This is a genomic window from Paenibacillus sp. FSL H7-0323 (assembly GCF_038002725.1).
Classification (GTDB): Bacteria; Bacillota; Bacilli; order Paenibacillales; family Paenibacillaceae; genus Paenibacillus_AQ; species Paenibacillus_AQ odorifer.
Genome location: NZ_JBBODB010000001.1, coordinates 1132034 through 1152373 on the forward strand (window position 1 = coordinate 1132034; position 20340 = coordinate 1152373).

The 20340-nt window shown below is 42.0% G+C and carries 17 protein-coding genes and 1 riboswitch; of the genes, 14 read left to right on the top strand and 3 right to left on the bottom strand.

Features of this window, described 5'->3' with window-relative positions; translation table 11 throughout:
- Positions 1 to 67: 67 nt before the first annotated feature.
- Together MHH89_RS05430 and MHH89_RS05435 are read left to right on the top strand one after the other, a co-directional pair.
- The gene (locus MHH89_RS05430; RefSeq protein ID WP_175620041.1) at positions 68 to 775 is read left to right on the top strand and encodes a response regulator transcription factor; all 708 of its coding nucleotides are present in this window, start codon (positions 68 to 70) and stop codon (positions 773 to 775) included.
- Positions 772 to 2169, top strand: a complete 1398-nt coding sequence (locus tag MHH89_RS05435) for a sensor histidine kinase (protein WP_076280698.1) — start codon at positions 772 to 774, stop codon at positions 2167 to 2169. The genes MHH89_RS05430 and MHH89_RS05435 overlap by 4 nt, the downstream gene beginning before the upstream one ends.
- A 60-nt stretch (positions 2170 to 2229) precedes the next feature.
- Here the strand turns inward: MHH89_RS05435 and MHH89_RS05440 are convergent, their stop codons facing one another.
- Complete coding sequence (locus tag MHH89_RS05440) at positions 2230 to 2778, bottom strand: PadR family transcriptional regulator (protein WP_076129363.1); 549 nt, start codon at positions 2776 to 2778, stop codon at positions 2230 to 2232.
- A gap of 153 nt (positions 2779 to 2931) precedes the next feature.
- Here MHH89_RS05440 and MHH89_RS05445 point away from each other — a divergent pair, with 153 nt between their 5' ends.
- On the top strand, positions 2932 to 4380 hold the full coding sequence (locus MHH89_RS05445) for an MDR family MFS transporter (protein ID WP_341086512.1): 1449 nt from the start codon (positions 2932 to 2934) through the stop codon (positions 4378 to 4380).
- Positions 4381 to 4458: 78 nt separating this feature from the next.
- On the opposite strand, the gene MHH89_RS05450 is transcribed toward MHH89_RS05445, so the two are convergent.
- Positions 4459 to 4953 (bottom strand): DUF6803 family protein, encoded by a 495-nt coding sequence (locus MHH89_RS05450; protein ID WP_076129365.1) that lies wholly within the window; start codon positions 4951 to 4953, stop codon positions 4459 to 4461.
- A 129-nt stretch (positions 4954 to 5082) separates the two neighbouring features.
- Here MHH89_RS05450 and MHH89_RS05455 point away from each other — a divergent pair, with 129 nt between their 5' ends.
- Both MHH89_RS05455 and MHH89_RS05460 read left to right on the top strand, forming a co-directional pair.
- Positions 5083 to 5763 (top strand): HAD family hydrolase, encoded by a 681-nt coding sequence (locus MHH89_RS05455; protein ID WP_076219101.1) that lies wholly within the window; start codon positions 5083 to 5085, stop codon positions 5761 to 5763.
- Positions 5760 to 6356, top strand: coding sequence for a GNAT family N-acetyltransferase (locus tag MHH89_RS05460; RefSeq protein ID WP_076280697.1), 597 nt, complete (start codon positions 5760 to 5762; stop codon positions 6354 to 6356). Before MHH89_RS05455 ends, MHH89_RS05460 begins: the two co-directional genes overlap by 4 nt.
- 687 nt (positions 6357 to 7043) lie before the next feature.
- Here the strand turns inward: MHH89_RS05460 and MHH89_RS05465 are convergent.
- Complete coding sequence (locus tag MHH89_RS05465; protein WP_076129368.1) at positions 7044 to 8096, bottom strand: 2,3-butanediol dehydrogenase; 1053 nt, start codon at positions 8094 to 8096, stop codon at positions 7044 to 7046.
- A gap of 315 nt (positions 8097 to 8411) precedes the next feature.
- On the opposite strand from MHH89_RS05465, the gene MHH89_RS05470 reads away from it, so the two are divergent.
- The 9 genes from MHH89_RS05470 to MHH89_RS05510 all read left to right on the top strand — a co-directional run bounded on the left by MHH89_RS05470 (position 8412) and on the right by MHH89_RS05510 (position 20063).
- Positions 8412 to 9434, top strand: coding sequence for a LacI family DNA-binding transcriptional regulator (locus MHH89_RS05470; RefSeq protein WP_076129369.1), 1023 nt, complete (start codon positions 8412 to 8414; stop codon positions 9432 to 9434).
- A 112-nt stretch (positions 9435 to 9546) separates the two neighbouring features.
- The gene (gene cysK, locus MHH89_RS05475; protein WP_076129370.1) at positions 9547 to 10479 is read left to right on the top strand and encodes a cysteine synthase A; all 933 of its coding nucleotides are present in this window, start codon (positions 9547 to 9549) and stop codon (positions 10477 to 10479) included.
- A gap of 965 nt (positions 10480 to 11444) precedes the next feature.
- A complete protein-coding gene (locus MHH89_RS05480; RefSeq protein WP_076280695.1) occupies positions 11445 to 12974 on the top strand; it encodes a TPM domain-containing protein in 1530 nt (509 codons plus the stop codon).
- A 174-nt stretch (positions 12975 to 13148) separates the two neighbouring features.
- Entirely contained in the window at positions 13149 to 14276 is a 1128-nt protein-coding gene (locus MHH89_RS05485) for a phosphodiester glycosidase family protein (RefSeq protein WP_076184510.1), read from the top strand.
- Positions 14277 to 14396: 120 nt separating this feature from the next.
- The gene (locus MHH89_RS05490) at positions 14397 to 15329 is read left to right on the top strand and encodes a LysR family transcriptional regulator (RefSeq protein ID WP_076105621.1); all 933 of its coding nucleotides are present in this window, start codon (positions 14397 to 14399) and stop codon (positions 15327 to 15329) included.
- Positions 15330 to 15345: 16 nt separating this feature from the next.
- Positions 15346 to 16461, top strand: a complete 1116-nt coding sequence (locus MHH89_RS05495) for a 5-methyltetrahydropteroyltriglutamate--homocysteine S-methyltransferase (RefSeq protein ID WP_076125848.1) — start codon at positions 15346 to 15348, stop codon at positions 16459 to 16461.
- 139 nt (positions 16462 to 16600) lie between these two features.
- Complete coding sequence (locus tag MHH89_RS05500) at positions 16601 to 17728, top strand: 5-methyltetrahydropteroyltriglutamate--homocysteine S-methyltransferase (protein ID WP_076146088.1); 1128 nt, start codon at positions 16601 to 16603, stop codon at positions 17726 to 17728.
- A gap of 164 nt (positions 17729 to 17892) precedes the next feature.
- Positions 17893 to 18615 (top strand): YebC/PmpR family DNA-binding transcriptional regulator, encoded by a 723-nt coding sequence (locus tag MHH89_RS05505; protein ID WP_036678376.1) that lies wholly within the window; start codon positions 17893 to 17895, stop codon positions 18613 to 18615.
- A gap of 7 nt (positions 18616 to 18622) precedes the next feature.
- Positions 18623 to 18685, top strand: a riboswitch (Fluoride riboswitch).
- A 67-nt stretch (positions 18686 to 18752) separates the two neighbouring features.
- On the top strand, positions 18753 to 20063 hold the full coding sequence (locus MHH89_RS05510; protein ID WP_076217512.1) for a voltage-gated chloride channel family protein: 1311 nt from the start codon (positions 18753 to 18755) through the stop codon (positions 20061 to 20063).
- Positions 20064 to 20340: the final 277 nt, after the last annotated feature.

The following is a 20340-nucleotide window of genomic DNA, read 5'->3' on the forward strand; positions in this document are numbered from 1 at the left end:
GATGTCGGCTTGTTCTGTGTTTTTTTTGTATAATGAGAAGAACTAGGTCATAAAGAGGGTGAACGGCTTGAATAAGCTACAGATACTGATCGTAGATGATGAGTGGAACATGCGGAATTTATTGCGGATTTATTTAAGTAAAGAAGGGATGTCTACAAAAGAGGCGTCAACGGGTCATGAGGCACTCCAACTGTTGAAACAACACAGCTTTGACCTAATCTTGCTGGATGTGATGATGCCGGATATGGATGGCTGGCAGGTCTGCAAGCTGGTGAGGGAGTCAAGCTCTATCCCAATTCTAATGCTAACCGCACGTTCTGAAACCAAGGATAAGGTACGTGGTCTCGGTATAGGTGCAGATGATTATCTTACTAAACCGTTTGAGCCGGAAGAATTAGTGGCTAGGATTTATTCTCTGCTGCGGCGTTCAACACTTACTTTTGTTCAACAACCTCAGGAAAAGGTGCTCACATACCCTGATTTTAAAATATACCCAGAAGCTAGGGAGGTACATATTCAGGATACATCCATTGAATTCACGCTCAAGGAGTTTGATCTACTGGCCACTTTGGCGCAAAACACTACCCGGGTTTTTACGAGAGAAGAACTGGTGGAGCGATTATGGGGGAATAATTATGAGGGGGAGAATCGTGTTATTGACACTCATATTAAGAATATCCGCGAGAAACTACATAAAGCAGGCCTAGCCTATAATCCGGTTCAGACGGTGTGGGGATTAGGTTATAAATTTCATGCTCCCGGTAATCAGGTATGAAAAATAACATCATCGGACTTAAGCTCGGTTTTGTTATTATGTCTGTTTTTGTGGTTGTTTTGCTTGTTCTTGGAATTACTATAGACCGGATGTTTACAAGCTTCTATTACAACGAGATGCAAAAAGAGACGGAGGAACTCACCTCACATTTTATTGGAATGGCGGAATCGCAGGATAGTTCAAACGAGCAGATGATGAGTACCTTTGCAGAATTTTCGGATGTCAGTATCTTTAATATCTCGAAGGATGGCCATGTGATACTCCACTCGGGTGCACATGATCGTATGGATCGTTCATTCATCCAAGCTTCGGATGTTAGCCGGATTTTTGCTGGGAAAAGTATTGATTTTGAGTATAAAGATCCTGCTGGATATTCTTATTTTATCATTGGAAAACCAATAATGGAGGGGGATACAACTCAGTCTGCACTTTATGTAATGTCCTCTACAGAGAGTATGAAGCAATCTTTGGCTTCCATCCGGAACCTGCTGCTGATTGCAGGAATAGGGGCTTTTATATTGGCTTTAGGGATCACTGGTGTGATCGCCATGATTTTGTCCAGACCTCTGATCAAGATGCAAAAGGCAACCCGGAAAATCGCGGCTGGCGAGCTGGAAACGAGACTGTCTATACGTAGTAACGATGAGATTGGTTTTTTGGCAGAGGCCATAAATGATCTGGCTGTCGATCTGCAACGATACAGGGATACAAGGCAGGAATTTCTGGCAAATATCTCACATGAGCTGAGAACGCCCATTACATATTTGGAGGGGTACACCAAGGTTATAAAAGATGGACTTTACGAGACCGAAGGGGAAAGAGATCTATACCTGGACATCATTCATCAGGAAGCACATCGGCTCCAGCATCTGGTGGATGATTTATTTGAACTGGCAAAGATGGAGGAAGGAAAGGTTACACTTACCCAAGAGTGGATCGATCTCAGTAAGCTAGCGGAACAAGCCGTGCGCAGAGTTGAACTGAAAGCAAAAGAGAAGGGATTACACCTGAAGCTTCAGCTTAGCGGAGATGCGTATATGATCCGTGGAGATCAAAAACGTATGGAACAGATTATAATGAACCTTCTGGAAAATGCAATTCGTTATACGGATGAAGGCGAGATTATTGTTCATGTGGAATTTGCAGCGGATGCTGCAACTCTAATAGTTGAAGATACAGGAATAGGTATTCCTGAGAAAGAGCTTCCCTATATCTTCGAACGTTTCTACCGGGTAGAGAAATCACGTTCAAGACAATACGGTGGTTCAGGTCTGGGGCTTTCCATTGTTAAAAAGCTGGTGGAATTGCATGGAGGCAAGATTCGAATGATGAGTCAGCCTGGAGCGGGTACTCGTTGCGAGGTGCAACTATTTAATCTATCTAAATCCGAATAAATGTAAGTAAAAAGAGACTTCAGATACAAAATGAGGTCTCTTTTTTGCATGTTTATAATGTTATTTATTCGACTCCAGCTCTTCAAGTGCCCATTCGCAAAATTGTATAGAGCTCTCCATATCAAGCACACGTTTGTGGATCAGTAAATAACGTCCAAAAGTGGTGGCTTTTAACTCACGCGTCTCACCGCGTTCATCACGTAAGACTTCGTTTGCTTTGAGCAAAACCTTGTATCGCTCCAGCTCACTTTTACAAAACTCTGCACGTTTTAGCAATAGGTCCTTGGCTTCTTCCGGGTTGGATAGCCATAAGCTATACAGCTTAAAATGCAGCTCATCCCGTAGCACCGGAGGCTCTGCAGTAGTTTCCACCCATTGCCGCAATTGCTCCAGTCCTGCTTTCGTAATGGAGTATTCTTTTTTATCCGGTTTATCGGTCTGTTCAATGAGCTTAAAGGTGATATAACCTTGCTGCTCCATGCTCATTAATAGAGGGTAGATTTGACTATGTCCAGCACGCCAGAGCGGCTTGATATTCTGAGTTAATTCATATCCAGACAATGAGTTAGCGCTAAGTAAAGCTAGAAGTCCATAAGACAGTGTATTCATTACTATAAAGCCCTCCAGTTATTATAAATCCGTTTTCATTGAATTTTTCGGGGATATGTCATCATTGACATATTGATCATACGATTATAACATTATTCAAGTCACCTTATATATGTAAAAGTAGACATATAAAAAATAATGAGGAGGGGAAGCATGGAAGAAAATCAAGCAAGCAAAATACATTTTTGGCCGATCATGATTGCCATATTCTTCGGAAATTTCGTCTCTGTCTTAAGTACAACGACGATCAACATTGCTGTTCCTCTTTTAATGGATCATTTCAATACGAGTCTGAACCCCATGCAATGGATGGTCACGGGTTTTATGCTGGCGACAGGAGTAACCGCACCACTCGCCGGCTATCTCGGAGGAAGATTCAGCTACAAAAGGCTTTATCTTTTCGCCTTGATGGGATTCACCATGTTCTCTTTGTTTTGTGCTTTGGCATGGGATCCAACATCATTAATTGTATTTCGGATGCTTCAGGGTTCGTGCAGCGGTCTCATCATGGCTTGTACGATGACCATCATATTTCAAGTAATACCGGGAGAACGCAGACCTTTTGCAGTAAGCCTCTGGTCGTTATCCGCGATGGTCGCGCCAGCCATAGGACCAACGTTTAGCGGGTGGCTGCTCCAATATGCCAGCTGGCATTGGTTATTCTTAATTAACATCCCTATTGGAATCATAGCTGTTATTCTAACCCTAACGTTAATTCCATATTATCGAATGAATATTCCGAAGTCATTTGATATTCCTGGTTTCCTTACCGTTGTCCTCGGTAGTTTATCATTATTAACTGCATTTAGCCAAGGCAATAGCTGGGGATGGACTTCGTGGAAAACCTTATCGTTAATCCTTTTGGGAGTTGTGTTGTTAGTTTTGTTTGTTTTGCGCGAGCTGAAGGCGGAGGTACCTCTGCTGAATTTGCGTGTATTCCGTAATCGCCGTTTTACCGCCATGCTTAGTATCTATAGTTTAGTTACGATTGCGATGTATGCCGGAACCTATTTAACCCCTTTGTTCTTACAAACGGTAGAAGGGGCTACAACGCTTAAAACAGGGCTGATTTTATTGCCGTCCTCGATCCTCCTTGCCTTATTGAGTCCAATCGTAGGTAAGCTGTATCCAAAGTTCGGACCTGTGAAGTTGATTTCTGCGGGTATTTTATTTATATTCATCGGTTTATTCATGCTTAGTCGGCTGCAAACGAACATATCTTATAGCTTTATTATGTGGGCGATGGTCGTTCGTAATCTCGGCATTGGACTAGCCAATGTTCCAAGCAGTACAGCCTCAATGGAGGAAATTCCTGTCGAATGGTCTGGGCATGCTACGTCGATCAACAACTGGGTTCGCAATGTGTTAAGCTCACTTGGGATTGCAGTATTCACCTCCCTGCTGTCGAGCAGATCCTTACTCCACTCTAAAGAGTTGATCAGCTCCGGTGCAAGTAATACAGATTCGATACGTTTGCTATCGTTCACGATGGGTGTGAATGATGTTTTTGTGGTAGGTTCCATTATTGTGTTGTTTGGATTTCCACTGATGTTTTTATTACGCAAGAAGCGTACTGTGGTAACTGTACAAAACGCAGGATAACCGGTACGATACAAAAAGCAGATCAAGGTTTTATCCTTGATCTGCTTTTTGTCTTAGATTACGTTTTGTTAATAAACTTTAATGCATCATATCGCCCATTCCACCCATACTCCCTACAATTTCCGGATTAATCATCCCAAATATCATCGCGATATGCGCCACGACCAAGAATCCACTAATAAGCAGAAAATGCAGCTTCATCTTGTGCTCTTCCGATCGTTTACGGGCAATCAGACCAAGATCTAACAAAGCCAGTGGCAATAAGAAGAGTACTCCGCTTAAATAGAAGCCCACGGCTACGATATCAACCCATGTGTGCCATTCCCCATTCACAGACAAAGGAATAAACGCAGTTGGGAACAAGTAGAGAAATACACCTGTGAAATATATCCCTGCGAGTATGCTGCAGACTTTGTTGAAGGATCGTAGTGGGCCTGTTAGATTCTTGGTGAACAAAATAATAAACTCTGTAATGGTAATCGTCTCAGCAAAAATCACGGGGATGGCCATGAATATAATCAAATTCCAAGGCTGGTTGTCCGCTAGCAAAGACATGTAATGCGTCATGTTCATAAGATACTCCTCCGATAATATGTAATAGCTTCAGTTACTTATCGTATTCGAGAAGTATGTGGAAAGTATGTGGAAACGAAGGTATGATAAATATATGCAATAATATCAGTCGAGGGGAGCAAGACAACCGTGGGAAGAGGATTACAAAACATTTTATTTGATTTAGATGGTACTTTAACAGACCCCAAAGAAGGCATCACCAAAAGCGTAGAATACGCTTTGAACAAATTTGATATACAGATCGAGCATTTGGATGAGCTTCTTCCTTACATAGGTCCTCCGTTATATGATTCATTTATCGAGCTGCACCATTTCACTGAGGAACAAGCGCTTCAAGCGGTTGCTTTTTACCGGGAGCGTTACAGTGCCACGGGATTATTTGAGAATATGGTGATTGAAGGTATACCCCAATTGCTGGAGGGACTTAAGACGAATGGATACTCATTGTATGTAGCAACCTCCAAACCGACTGTTTTTGCAGCACAGATTCTTGAGCATTATAAGCTCGATCATTATTTCAAACATATCGGAGGAAGTAATCTGGACGGTACCCGTTCTAAGAAGCAAGAGGTTATTCAGTACGTGCTTGATGAGAATGACATACATCCAGAGGAAGCGGTAATGATAGGGGATCGTAAGCATGATATCATCGGTGCTATTGGCTGTAGTGTTGAATCCATTGGAGTGACTTTTGGTTATGGTCCCAAGGAAGAGCTTGAACAAGCCGGAGCAGACCATATCGCCTTTCGTGTGGAAGAAATTGCAGATATCATTCAGCATATTTCATTGAGAGAACGGTGTACCAAATGAATGTTATGAATACAGAACTGCTTGACGGGAAATCGATTAAGCTGGTTCCAATAGATGAAAGTCATGCAGAAGGATTGGCGAGAGTGTTAAGAAATCCAGACATCTGGGAATTTACCTGGCGAAAAATAACGTCGGACGAGCAGGTGCAAGGATTAATCTCAACAGCTTTAGCGAATCAAAAGAACGGTTCACAAATTACCTTTACTATCATTGATAAAGCAACGGAGCGAATTATCGGAACCACTCGTATTATGCATCCGGATTTGGTTCATCGTAACGCTGAAATTGGATGTACCTGGATCTCACCAGACTATTGGAGAACTAGTGTGAACACAGAAGGCAAGTCGCTGCTGCTACACTATTGTTTTGAAGAACAAAAGCTGATCCGCGTAGAATTTACAGTGGTCGCGAACAACTTGAGGTCACAAAGAGCAGTAGAACGAATAGGGGCGGTTAAAGAAGGGGTTCTGCGTAAGCATAGAATCAAGTCTGACGGATCGATTCATGATAATGTGGTCTTTAGCATATTGGATACCGAATGGCCTGCTGTAAAAGAGAATCTGCATTATCTGATAAATGATAAATACGCATAAGTATAGATGAAGCAAACAAACGGGCTAGGGGCCGTTCCATAGGGAGCTACACTTCATCTATAATTGATGAATCAGAGTGATGACGGAAGCAATTTGTTAAAGCAGAGTGAGCGTTTAATTGTATTTTGTACAACTATAATTCCTTAATTGGTCGGGGCATAGATATAACTGTATTTAGTACATCTATATTCCTCATATAATTCCTTATAGGTGGATTTTCAGGGTTTTAATTGTACAGAATACAATTAAAACAAGAATAGTTACTTTTGCATACGGAATAAGTGTACAGAATGCAGTTATTTCACATTTACCCTATATCACTCTCCATTATCTCATTCGAATCCTTTAAATTAGGTGCTAGAAGTATAACAAGAGGGAATGCACCGGAAGCTACGTTCTGTCTGAAAGGATTTCTTCAAGGCATCAGACTTGCAACTCCTGCTTAGTGAGGATGAATATACTTGGTGGATCAGCGGATGATTAAGCGAGTTAAGTCAGAGGGTATAAGGATTTGCCCATGAATTTGCTTAAACCCCCCACAGATCAAAAACACCAGGCAGTGATACTCCAATTCCCGGAGAATCGCTGCCTGGTTGTTTTTTTAATAACAGAGACCGCTACAAATTCTAGAAAGAGCTGCTTGGAGCAGCGCCTTCTTTTATGATTCAGCCAATAGGCTGCTTATGGTTATTGTTTAGGACTTACAAGGATTTTTACTTGATTTTTTTCTTTCAAAAGAGCCTCAAACCCGTGATCAATCACTTCATTCAGTTTAATTCTCTTAGTAACAAGTTTTTCAGCAGGGAAGTACCCTTGTTCCATCAAGCTAATTACAGCGGGGAAAACATCACGGTAACCAATGATACCAGTTAAGTTGCGTTCTTTAAGTACGATATTGTTTGGAGTAATCGTAGCATCTTTTTCGAAAATACTAACGATCATGATTTGTCCACTCAATTTAGTGGAATTGATTGCTTGGGTTAGAACGGGAGGTACGCCTGTCACTTCAAACGCAACATCTACGCCACCATCGGTACGTTTTTGAATTTCTTCGACCACATCATATTGTTTAGGATCGATTACAATACCACCAAGTTCTTCAGCTTTACTCTTACGTTCCTCGGAAAGTTCTACTACATAGATTTCAGCTGCGCCGGATGCTTTCAAAGCTTCAATGACCAGCAAACCGATTGGGCCGGCACCGAATACTACAGCTTTATCTCCAACCTTGAGTTGACTGGAACGAACAGCGTGTAGAGCAACGGCAGAAGGTTCCACCAGAGCACCTTGTTCATAGGATAAGCTGTCTGGAATTTTGTGCACCATATGTTGGTCTGCTGCGACGTATTCTGAGAATCCACCGCCACCACCAGCCAAACCTAGGAAGCCCATTTTTTCACAAAGATTATATTTACCTTGTCGACAAGCTACACATTCACCACATGCAAAAACAGGCTCGACGACGACGCGATCACCAACATTAAACTTGCTAACGCCTTGACCTACTTCTACGATTTGTCCAGAGAATTCATGTCCCATTACGACTGGAGCTTTTTCACCAGTAAGGGGATGATCTGTTCCTTGGGGAATGAAAATAGGGCCGGCTACATATTCGTGAAGATCGCTGCCACAAATTCCGCACCATTCGATTTTGATTTTCACTTTTCCTTCAAGGGCTGCTGGTTCTTCAATCGTTTCTAACCGTAGATCTTTGACGTTATGCCATCTTAATGCTTGCATATCATTCATCTCCTAGATTAATTATTGATAATAAATAGTGTTTTATTTCTGGAAAAGAGGAAACGTTTCCGAGAACAAATATGTCACATAATTTTCATATTGTCAAATTTAAATAATGAAAATATTAATATTGAAAATTAGTGAAATAATTCACTAAAACAGAGTTATATCAAGCCTTTAGGCTCACATTAGTCGTTGAGATAAGTATTCTTCTATGTACTATTATGTTATAATCTATACATTGGAATTTTGATTTTAGATGAGTGGAATAGAGATAAATACGAAAACGATTCCGGAAATAAGGGGACTATCAGAGTGGCTAATAAAAACAAAGTAACCATAGAGGATGTAGCGAAACGGGCGGGGGTAGGTATTGCTACTGTCTCAAGAGCCATTAATAATTCAGAGGGAATTAGTTCCAAGACCAAGGCGCTGGTACTGCAAGTGATTGAGGAGATGGGTTTCACTCCAAATACCTCTGCGCAAAGCCTCAAAATCCGCCAAACGAAGCAAATTGCTCTGGCCGTTCCTGACATTCGCAACGCAATTATTCCGGATATCGCCTGGTCCGTAGAGCAAGCCGCCAAACAACATAGCTATCGGGTAATCCAGATTAATACTTCTGGCAACCCGCGGACTGAGCTCGAAACAATCCGTGAGGTCAAAAAATTACATGTAGATGGACTCATTATCATGCCTCTTGCTTATCCAAAGACCATGGTAGAGTTAATTAATAAATCGAGTGTTCCGGTCTCTATCATTAACTACGGGAAAAGAATCACAGAAAATGTGAAAGCTGACATCGTTAGTTTGTCACGTTTTGAAGGACAATTAGTGATGGAGCATTTAATCAATATCGGTCGTACTAGGATTGCATATGCAGGGGCACAAAAAGATCTTATTGAAGATCGTTATCTTGCTTATCAGCAAGCTTTAAATCAAGTGGATATTTCGCTTGTATATTTTGGCGAAGACTTTTCCTTGCAAACTGGACTACAAGCCGCTGACTATTTCTACAGCCTGACGCATATGCCAGATGCTATTTATGCAGTGAATGACATGGTGGCCATAGGTATTGTGAATCGTTTTAAAGAATTAGGCGTTCGTGTTCCAGAAGATGTGGCGGTGGTTGGGGTAGATAATAACTCATGGACAACCATTACAAGTCCGCAGATTAGTTCGGTCTCGATCATGGGGAATGAAGTGGCACGATTAGCCACACAGCTTCTTTTGCAACGTATTCAGGATAATATTACCGGGGAGTATCAAAGAGTGCAGCTTGATCCGCGATTAATCGTGCGAGAGTCAAGTGTTTCGGTTAGACGTAGTACGAATTAAAGGCCTCAAGTTTGCGACTACTAAGAATGAATAGGTTGTAAATCCTTTAAATCCTGCTAGACTTAATACAGAGTAATTTGATTGGAAATTAAGAAATGAGGTGCGGATCATTATGGCTAATATTTATAAGAGCTTAACCGATCTGATCGGAAATACACCGTTATTAGAGATTTCAAAGTATAGTAAAACCCAAAACGTAGAAGCAAGGGTTCTTGCCAAGCTGGAATCTTTTAATCCTGCAGGTAGTGTTAAAGATCGTATTGGGTATGCAATGATCAAAGATGCGGAAGAGAGAGGTCTCATTAATAAAGATTCTGTCATTATTGAGCCTACTAGTGGAAACACTGGGATAGGACTTGCTTTTGCAGCTGCTAGCTTAGGGTATTCACTGATCATCGTCCTACCAGATACATTTAGTATTGAACGCCGTAAATTAATGCTGGCATTAGGTGCTGAGCTTGTGTTAACACCGGGAACTGAAGGAATGAGCGGAGCTGTAAGAAAGGCAGAACAATTAGCTGCGGAAATTCCAAATTCATTTATTCCCCAACAATTCAGCAATCCTGCGAACCCGGAAATACACAGAACGACTACAGCAGAGGAGATTTGGCGGGATACCGATGGAGATGTTGATATTTTCATAGCGGGTGTTGGTTCTGGAGGCACTATCTCGGGTGTTGGGAAAGCGTTGAAAGAAAAGAACCCCGCAGTCCAAATTGTCGCCATCGAGCCGTTTGACTCTCCTGTTTTATCAGGAGGCCGTCCTAAGGGACATGGGATTCAGGGCATTGGAGCAAACTTTATTCCGGAGAATTACGATAATGAAGTGGTGGATGAGATTTTTCAGGTGAAAAATGATGATGCCTATAGCGTATCACGTGCTCTTGCGCGAACAGAAGGATTGCTGGTGGGTATCTCCTCCGGAGCAGCTGTTTACGCAGCTACACAAATCGCTAAGCGTCCTGAGAATAAGGACAAGACCATCGTGGTGATTCTGCCGGATACCGGTGAACGTTACTTAACCACTACGCTGTTTGATTTTTAACGGAACATGAGCGCTAGATCCAAGGAATTGGCTTTAAAAAGCAAGCAAAAGGTTCAGCTATAGGCTGAGCCTTTTTGTTGTTGGAGTATTGGCTGTATATCTCCAGATAACGGGTATCTCAAGTAACTAAGAAGTTTAAGGGGGATTCAAATCTCCTATTATTACACGTAGCTAAGAAGTTCAAGGGGGATTCCAAACCTCCCATTTTGTATAGTAGCCAAGGAAGTTCAGTGTGTTACGGACCGTATTGTAGCTATTTCGCCATTTAATCTCATTTTGCTGCGTTATCGGACTGTATGGCACTTATTGGCCAACTTTTGTGGATAAACAGTGTGGTTTTGAGTAAATAGCTGCGACTGAGTCCGATATACTACCGCAAACGCTCAAATAAACAGAATAACGTCTCCTGAGTCCGATGAATCGGCGAAAAGTATGTTATCCAGCAGGGGATTCCAAAACTCCAATGTACCTCAAGTAACTAAGAAGTTTAAGAAGGATCCAAAACTCCCATTATTTCAAGTAACTAAGAGAGTTCAGTGTGTTACGGACCGTATTGCAGCTATTTCAGCATTTCAGCTCATTTTGCCGAGGTATCGGACTGTATAGCACTTATTGGCCAACATTTGTGGATAAACAGTGTGGTTTTGAGTAAATAGCTGCAACTGAGTCCGATAGCCTGCCGCAAACGCTCGAATAAACAAAATAACGTCTCCTGAGTCCGATGCATCAGTGAAAAGTATGTTATCCAGTAGGGAATTCCAAATCTCCAATGCTCTTGAGTTTGATCCATCAACACAACACGATGATTGCCCCTGAAGTGACTCGCACGCCTCAAATCACCCGCCTCATAAACTCTAACCGTTTTTTCCTGTTGTGTAATTTCCAGTTTAGAATAAAATGGAACTATTCCGCTAACCGCGCGTAACCGATAAATAAGAGAGATAATGATAGATCAGGAGGTACATATGAACACGAGAACTCTAAAAATACTGCTACATACCACACTTGCTGCCTTATTGTTAAGTGTATTGCTTTTGCCGGCCGTAAGTTTAGCCAAAACTGCTGTACCTAAGCATACAGGGTCATTTTATGTGAATGATTTTGCGAATGTGATTGACGAGAAAGCAGAGAATTACATGGTGAACTACGGTATTCGATTACATCAGGCTACTGGAGCTCAAGTTGTGCTTGTAACTGTCGATTCTACTGAAGGGGTTTCGATGGAAGAGTATGCAAAATCGCTTTTCAATAGCTGGGGTGTGGGGGCTGCGGATAAAAATAACGGTCTGCTGCTGCTCCTTTCTATAAAAGATGATGATTATTGGGCGGTACAAGGTAAAGGTATAGAGGAATCATTGCCTAACAGTAAGATTAAAGAGATTCTTTCACAATATCTTGAGCCGGATTTCGCAGCTAAAACATACAGTAATGGTGCTAGGAAGACGTATGGAGCTTTTATTCAAGCTATGGGCGGCACTTGGGCAGAAAATGTTGGCACCAAAAATTACGTATCCGATAATGCGGGTGTGCTCAAAAAAGTAACTAAAGACTATCTGAACGATTCCAGCAACAGATATAAAACAACAACCGGAAGTGGAATTTATGTGGTCACCGTAAAAAATGCTGGAGATAAAACATTGCAGGACTATACCTATATGAAGTTTGCTTCGGTAGGTGCGGGTCCTAAGGATGTTATGCTGGTATTGGACATAGGCGGAGACAACTATCATGTTCTACAAGGCAAGGATATCGACAAGGTTTTAACCAATGAGGTTATTAGTAATATTTTAAATACCGTGCTTGAACCCCAATTTGTGAAAAAAGATTACGGTACGGGAGCTACAACGACAGTTAATTCGTTCTACAGTTTCTTGTTAGCTAGAGCGGATCATCCGCAAGGAGTCACTGGAAACAACGGAAACAATGTTAATCCTGGAACTACAACGAACTCTGGTTCTTCCTCTACTACAGCTACAAGTGGAGGTGAGGCGGTTAGTAAAAGCAAGGCTTTTCTAATTTTCTCAGCGATTTTTGGTTCGCTTATCTTATTTGGATTTACTGCTTCACGACGCAATAGATATATAGAAATGTATGGTTTGCCATTTAATCCATATAGCCAAAGGAATATACGCCGTTATGGTCCTTGGCATGGTCAAGCGGATTACGGTTATGGCAGACGCTGGCACAGACGTTATTATCATCACCACCATAGGAATACAAACAATTCGCAATCAAGTTTCTGGGGAAACAGTGGTGGCGGAGGCTCTACTAACGGTGGCGGTGCAGGACGGTATTCCTCAAGCAACGAGAACCATGGTGGTGGAGGTTCCAGCAGTGGTGGAGGAGCAGGAAGACATTCTTCAAGCTCATCCAGCCGCAGCTACTCAGATGATGATGATAGAGGCTCATCAGGTGGTGGCGGTTATTCCGGCGGTGGTGGCTCATCAGGTGGCGGCGGTAGCGCTAGCAGCGGCGGTGGAGTAGGAAGACATTAGATTTTGTTTAGCTTTAGATGAGCAGGTAGCCAAGATATTGGAAACCTGCTCTTTTTTGTTTTTGAAATGATGACTATTACTCAAATAGAAACTTTTAACGAAAATCATCGTCTATGATAAGGACGAGTTGTACATATTATCAAATTAGTAATATTTAGGGAGGAATACTCAGAAGTGAGCACTTCATCATTACCTCAACGTTCCAATGCACGCAATAAGAAACCTGTAAAGAAACCAATAAAAAAGCGGAAGAAACGAAGTTTTTTTCGCACCTTATCCAAAGTTTTTTTATTCTGCTTATTCTTAATGATCGCTGCTGGTGGATGGCTTTATTTTGCACCCTCGGCTCAGAACTTACGTTATACAATCGCAGATACGCTAATTACAACACAACATCGCTATATGGCTAAATATATTATAGGTGAAGATCAACTAAAGGAACGGGTAACCGAATATACCGCCCGTTTTGAAGAGATGGGGGACGAAATAGATACACATACGATCGCTCCCGAACCTGAGGTGGTAGAGAAGCCGCTTGTCGAGATTGAGAATGTCTCAGGCAGTGGCTATACCGGATATGTAATGATTGTTAATGATCCAACCAAAGTCCGACTAGGAATACCTAATAAGATTGGTTCAGGTGAAAAAGTAACCAGTATGGTGAAGCGTACAGGCGCTATCGCTGGAGTTAACGGTGGTGGGTTCGCTGATCCGAACTGGAAAGGTAACGGGTTTAAACCCATAGGAATTGTAGTCTCACAAGGTAAGTTATATTACAACGGTCTTGGCGGTAAAAAATCTACACAGATTGTTGGTCTTGATAAACAAGGGAAAATGGTTGCAGGGAATTATACGCTAGATGAGATTAGTAAAATGGGGGTTCAGGAGGCAGTTACTTTTAGCCCGCGGCTAATCGTCAATGGCAAAGGATTGATTAAGAATGCAGCAGAAGGTTGGGGGATTGCACCTAGAACAGCAATGGGTCAGCGGGCAGATGGCGCTATTATTTTTGTGGTAATTGACGGACGACAGCCTACTTATAGTATTGGAGCGAATCTCTATGATGTGCAGCAAATTTTGCTTAAGCATGGAGCTGTGATAGCGGCTAATCTGGATGGTGGATCTTCTACGGTACTAGTAAAAGATAATGAGATTATGAATAAACCCTCATCCCAATATGGTGAGCGGTATTTGCCTACAGCTTTTTTAGTTTTTGAGCATCCAGAACAGGTTGATATGCCAAATATCTGGAAAGGACTAGATCCTGCCAAGATTGATGCTGGGAAAAAGAGAACACAATAAGTACGCGTTATTGGGCACATAATAAGGATTATCTTGGAATGAGATGTGTATTTATGCTACGATATCAGCTAGTATGAAACAGAATGTAGTACGAATAGGTCTGGAACAGGGGGAATAGGAGTGACGTTGCAGCAGCTCCGCTACGCTATCGAAATTGCAAATAGTGGCTCCATGAATGAGGCGGCAAAGAAACTCTTTGTTTCTCAACCGAGCCTGTCCAATGCTATTAAAGAGCTTGAAAATGAACTTGGGATTACCATCTTTGAAAGGACGAACCGTGGAATCAGCATTTCTGTAGAAGGAATGGAATTTCTCGGATATGCCCGTCAAATCATTGAACAAACAGAGCTTATGGAGAATCGTTATACTGGGAAAAAGCGTAGCCCAATCTATTTTTCCATTTCGACTCAGCATTATGCTTTTGTGGTAGATGCTTTTGTGAGTCTCATGAAGCAAAGTGATGTCTCAGAGTACAACTTCAGCTTGAGAGAGACGCAAACCTACGACATCATCGAAGATGTGCGTACTCTCCGTAGCGATTTGGGGATTCTTTATATTAACGAGAGCAACTATAAGCATATGAATAAGCTGTTCAGTGACGGTAATCTGAAATTCACGCCACTCTTTAATACTGACCCACATCTTTATGTTAGAACTGGACATCCGCTTGCCCAGAAGGAAAGGATCTCGCAGGACGATATTTTACCTTTTCCGTATATTACTTTTGAACAGGGTGAGAACAATTCACTTCACTTCTCGGAGGAAATGTTAAGTTTTTCTCAGATTGAGAAGAATATTAAAGTGAATGACCGGGCAACCTTGACCAATTTATTAATGGGCACGGACGGTTATACAGTGGGTACAGGAATCATGGCATCCGATCTGAACGGTAATGGACTGAAGACGATTCCATTTGAGAGTAATGAAGTATTCACGGTTGGTTGGATTGCGCATAAAGATCGTAGACCTAGTGTGATGGCATCCAAGTATATAGAAATCTTAAATGACTTGGTTTCCGGAAGTTATTTTGATCTTAATCATTTTTTATTATAGCTGTAGGAGGATCGGTATGATTAGACCCGTAACTGGCACCCAGAGAAATGCTCCACCCTTTCGCTATGATATCGTCGGCAGCTTCTTGCGTACGGAAGAGATTAAAGCAGCCCGCCTCCAATATGAGAATGGTGAAATTACAGGTAGTGAGCTTTATGAAATAGAGAATATTGAGATTGCTAAACTACTGGAATTAGAAAAGGAAGTAGGATTATTAGCAGTAACAGATGGTGAGTTTCGCCGTTCCTGGTGGCATCTTGATTTCTTTGTCGGAATTAAAGGAACTGAAAAGATTAACTTAAACCAAGGGAATGGAAGAGCCGAAACGGTTCAGCGTGCAGAATCATTCCGAATTGTTGACCGGATTGCCTTTGAAGATCATCCCATGCTACAGCAATTTATAAAGCTCAAGGAAATGGCGGGAGACCGGATACCCAAAATGACGATTCCATCACCTGCCCTATTTCACTTTGTGGAGGAGTTTAATGGAAATGAAGTTTACCCTGATAAGGAAACTCTATTTCAAGATATCATCGCGGTTTACCAAACTGCGATTCAAGCCTTTTACGATGCAGGCTGCCGTTATCTTCAGTTAGACGACACAACTTGGGGAACGCTGAGCAGTGGCCGACATCGCGCCCATTTACGCAGTAGAGGTACAGATCCCGATCAGTTAGCAAAGGATTACGTTAGGCTGATCAATGAGAGTATTGCGAATCGTCCGCATGATATGACCATCGCGCTGCACGTTTGCCGAGGTAATTTTCGCTCCACTTGGTTCGCTGCTGGCGGTTATGAGCCTGTTGCCGAGGTGCTTTTTTCCAATACCAAAGTTGATGCCTTTTTCTTGGAATATGATAATGAACGAGCTGGCGATTTCGAGCCCTTACGATTTATTAAAGACCAATTTGTAGTGTTGGGATTAGTAACGACCAAACATGGGGGTCTGGAGAGTAAAGAGCAGCTTAAGGCAAGAATCGAAGAAGCCGCACAATATGTAGATATTGAGAAGCTGTGCCTTAGCCCTCAGTGTGGATTTGCTTCTACGGAGGAAGGAAATATTCTAACTGAAGAAGAGCAGTGGGATAAAATACGCCTTGTGATCGAAACCGCCCGAGAGGTCTGGTTATAATTAAATAAGCTAATTTGGTGGCCTGCTATAGCGTAAGCTTATGGTAGGCCATAGTTTTTAGGAGTTACCCTGTCCTGATTGTACAGTGCTATAGTGAATTCAACAGAAAAGCACAGACAATGAAGGAGGCCGAACCCCTATGAGTACCATCCAAAAAGGAAAACAAAGAACTGAAGTGCCATTCAGAGTAGATATCGTTGGCAGCTTCTTACGTCCGGAAACGATTAAGAGAGCTCGTGTCCAATATCAAAATAATGAAATCTCCGCTGATGAATTGCGCAAGGTAGAAGATACAGAGATTGCCAGAGTTGTGAAAAAACAAAAAGCGGTTGGATTAAAAGGTGTAACGGATGGAGAGTTCCGCCGCTCCTGGTGGCATTTAGATTTTATGTGGGGCCTTGAAGGGGTAACAAAGAAAGTCAGCCCAGTGGGCTACCTGTTTAATGGTGTAGAGACCAGAGCGGAAACTGCAGAATTATCCGGTAAAATCCGTGGGACTAACCATCCAATGATCGCTGACTACAGACAATTGGTTAGCGTAGCGGGAAATGATGTAGTAGCGCGCCAAACGATTCCTTCGCCAGCGCAGTTCCTTGCTGAACTTCAGCGCAATCAAAAGACTACTGTAGCTGTTTACGACAAGCAGGATGAACTTGTGGCTGATATTGCTGCAGCTTATCGTGAAGTTATTCGTGATTTCTATGAGGCAGGTTGCCGTAATCTGCAATTGGACGACTGCACATGGGGTATGCTCTGTGATAAAGGATATTGGGAAGCCCGTCAAAAAGAGGGTGTAGATGTTAACGAAATCGCTAAGTTATACGCATTTGTAAATAACGAAGCGATTAAAGATCATCCAGCAGATATGGTTATCACGATGCATGTATGCCGTGGGAACTACGCGTCCACTTGGGCAGCATCCGGCGGATACGAGCCTATCGCAGAAGTGTTATTTGGAACGGTGGATGTAGATGGTTTCTATCTGGAGTTCGATACGGATCGGGCCGGAGACTTTGCACCCCTTAGATTTATTAAAGATCAACAAGTAGTTTTAGGTTTGTTCAGTTCGAAGTCAGGTGAGCTTGAGAATAAAGAAGAAATCATTGGACGGATTAAAGAAGCTTCGCAATATGTGGATATCAATCAGTTGTGCCTGAGCCCACAATGTGGTTTTGCCTCTACGGAAGAAGGAAACCATCTGACAGATCAACAGCAATGGGATAAACTGCAGTTTATTAAAGAGATTGCAGATGAAATTTGGCAGTAATCTATAAAAAATTAGCAGGCTCCTGATTGAATCAGGGGCTTTTTCTATCTGTATTGTGACAGCTTAGAGGATTAACCTACTACTGCACTTTACTAGAGCTATCGAAGAAGGGTATAATAAGTAACAATTGTTTTTAATTCATGTTGAAAGAGAGCGGGAACAATATGGGTCGTAAGTGGAATAATATTAAAGAAAAGAAAGCTTCCAAAGACGCAAACACAAGTCGTGTTTATGCAAAGTTTGGTGTTGAGATTTATGTAGCAGCAAAGAAGGGCGAACCCGATCCAGAAGCGAACCGGGCCCTGAAAGTTGTATTAGAACGTGCAAAAACTTACAATGTACCAAAAGCGATCATTGACCGTGCGCTTGATAAGGCTAAAGGTAGCGCTGAAGAAAATTATGAAGAGCTTCGTTATGAAGGATTTGGACCTAGCGGTTCAATGATCATCGTTGATGCGCTAACAAATAACGTTAATCGGACAGCTCCATTGATCCGTTCAACCTTCAGTAAGAATGGCGGAAATATGGGTGTCAGCGGATCAGTAGCTTACATGTTTGACTCTACGGCCGTTATAGGTGTAGAAGGTAAAACTGCTGATGAAGTAATTGAAATGATGTTTGATGCAGAACTTGATGTACGCGATGTGCTGGAAGAGGATGATGCAGTTATTGTTTATGCAGAACCTGATCAGTTCAATGCAGTACAAGAAGTATTCAAGAATGCAGGCATCACTGAATTTACTGTTGCTGAGTTAAACATGCTTCCACAAAACTATGTGGCACTCCCAGAAGATGCTCAAGCTCAATTCGAGAAATTGATTGATGCTTTGGAAGACCTGGAAGATGTTCAACAAGTGTATCATAACGTAGATTCAGAAGAAGAATAATTTAAGTTTTATAAAGGGCGATGGAGTTCGCCGTAACTGTCTCTCTGAGACTAATGACTCCTACCAGTGTGAGCTTCCCTGGTAGGAGTCTGTTTTATTGTTGAGACTAATTTATTTTGTCCTTAGGAGCTGTCGAGATGAATCCATGGTCTACCCGATGGTTTGAAATCACTAAGAAGCGAAGTTATTTTGCTCTTTGGAGTACATTTATCAAATGGATTGTGCTCGGCAGTGTAGTTGGTATTTTATCCGGCACCGCCTCTGCTTTTTTTCTAAAAAGCTTGGATTACGTAACAGATGTACGTTTAGAGCATCCAGGGCTACTTTATTTGTTGCCTCTTGGGGGAGTATTTGTTAGTTTCCTATATATGCGTTACGGAAAAAACAGCGCTAAAGGAAATAACCTTATTATAGAACAAATTCAGGATGGTAACGAGACCATTCCATTACGGATGGTACCCTTAGTATTGTTCGGGACACTGGTAACCCACTTATTTGGTGGATCCGCTGGGCGTGAAGGGACAGCTGTTCAAATGGGCGGAAGCCTTGCGGAATGGTTCGGAAAGCTGATTAAAATCAGTCCTCTGGATCGTAAGATACTGTTAATGTGCGGGATCAGTGCAGGCTTTGGTTCTATTTTCGGAACACCGCTGGCTGGAACCTTATTTGGTCTAGAGGTAGTAACCATTGGACTTATTAGCCAACAGGCATTACTTCCATGTTTTGTGGCTAGTTTTGTTGGTGATCTGGTCACCACTCGATTGTGGGGTGTTCATCATACACACTATGTAGTGAACGAATTTCCAGCTTTAAGTTTAATGATTATTCTAAAAGTGGTATTGGCCTCTGTAATTTTTGGTCTCGTGAGTATGCTTTTCAGTGAACTGACTCATTTTCTAAAAAAAATCTTCACCGCCAGGATAAGCAATCCAATGATAAAAGGTGCCGTAGGTGGATTAATTATCATTGCCTTAGTATTCCTTGTAGGGTCTCGTGATTACTTAGGCCTCGGAATTCCGTTAATCAAGGATTCTTTTGAGGGAGATGTCTCGCCGTTCGCTTTTTTATGGAAGCTGATCTTTACCGCCTTTACCTTAGGAACAGGATTTCAGGGTGGTGAGGTTACTCCGTTATTTACGATTGGTGCCACACTAGGAAATGTCTTGGCTGGAATATTACATGTGTATGGACCCTTTTTAGCTGCCCTCGGTTTTATTGCTGTCTTCTGTGGAGCTACTAGCACGCCTATCGCTTGCTTCTTAATGGGGATCGAGCTGTTTGGTTCGGAAGGAGCCATATACATGTTTATCGCTTGTGTGGTGAGTTATTTATTCTCCGGACATAGTAGTATTTATACTTCACAGCTTATTGGTGTATCGAAGAGCCAGTTCATTACTATTCCTCAAGGGACTAGGATCGGTACGGTCAAACGCGCCCGCAAAAAATAACAGCACCTCTCGGATGGTGGTTGACAAGTGCGGATACACGATTTAAAATGTAGCCAAACGAAGGGATGGTTCAACATGATTCATGTGGAAACTGAAAAATTATATACCAGAAGCTGCTCCGAACAATCGGATACAAACGATGAAACGTTGTCCGGAGCTTAATCAAAAAGCGAATCGCTTTTTATATCATCGAAAGCTAGCTAGGTCATTTTAGTGTGATTATTCATGCTTATTTGATTACGCCATCTTCCGATGTTAATGATTAAGAGGCTGTAGA

Coding starts and splice junctions, on each gene's coding strand:
- MHH89_RS05510 (WP_076217512.1), top strand. CDS start 18,753: ATGAATCCATGGTCTACCCGATGGTTTGAAATCACTAAGAAGCGAAGT.
- MHH89_RS05505 (WP_036678376.1), top strand. CDS start 17,893: ATGGGTCGTAAGTGGAATAATATTAAAGAAAAGAAAGCTTCCAAAGAC.
- MHH89_RS05435 (WP_076280698.1), top strand. CDS start 772: ATGAAAAATAACATCATCGGACTTAAGCTCGGTTTTGTTATTATGTCT.
- MHH89_RS05460 (WP_076280697.1), top strand. CDS start 5,760: ATGAATGTTATGAATACAGAACTGCTTGACGGGAAATCGATTAAGCTG.
- MHH89_RS05465 (WP_076129368.1), bottom strand. CDS start 8,096: ATGCAAGCATTAAGATGGCATAACGTCAAAGATCTACGGTTAGAAACG.
- MHH89_RS05445 (WP_341086512.1), top strand. CDS start 2,932: ATGGAAGAAAATCAAGCAAGCAAAATACATTTTTGGCCGATCATGATT.
- MHH89_RS05450 (WP_076129365.1), bottom strand. CDS start 4,953: ATGAACATGACGCATTACATGTCTTTGCTAGCGGACAACCAGCCTTGG.
- MHH89_RS05480 (WP_076280695.1), top strand. CDS start 11,445: ATGAACACGAGAACTCTAAAAATACTGCTACATACCACACTTGCTGCC.
- cysK (WP_076129370.1), top strand. CDS start 9,547: ATGGCTAATATTTATAAGAGCTTAACCGATCTGATCGGAAATACACCG.
- MHH89_RS05500 (WP_076146088.1), top strand. CDS start 16,601: ATGAGTACCATCCAAAAAGGAAAACAAAGAACTGAAGTGCCATTCAGA.
- MHH89_RS05495 (WP_076125848.1), top strand. CDS start 15,346: ATGATTAGACCCGTAACTGGCACCCAGAGAAATGCTCCACCCTTTCGC.
- MHH89_RS05440 (WP_076129363.1), bottom strand. CDS start 2,778: ATGAATACACTGTCTTATGGACTTCTAGCTTTACTTAGCGCTAACTCA.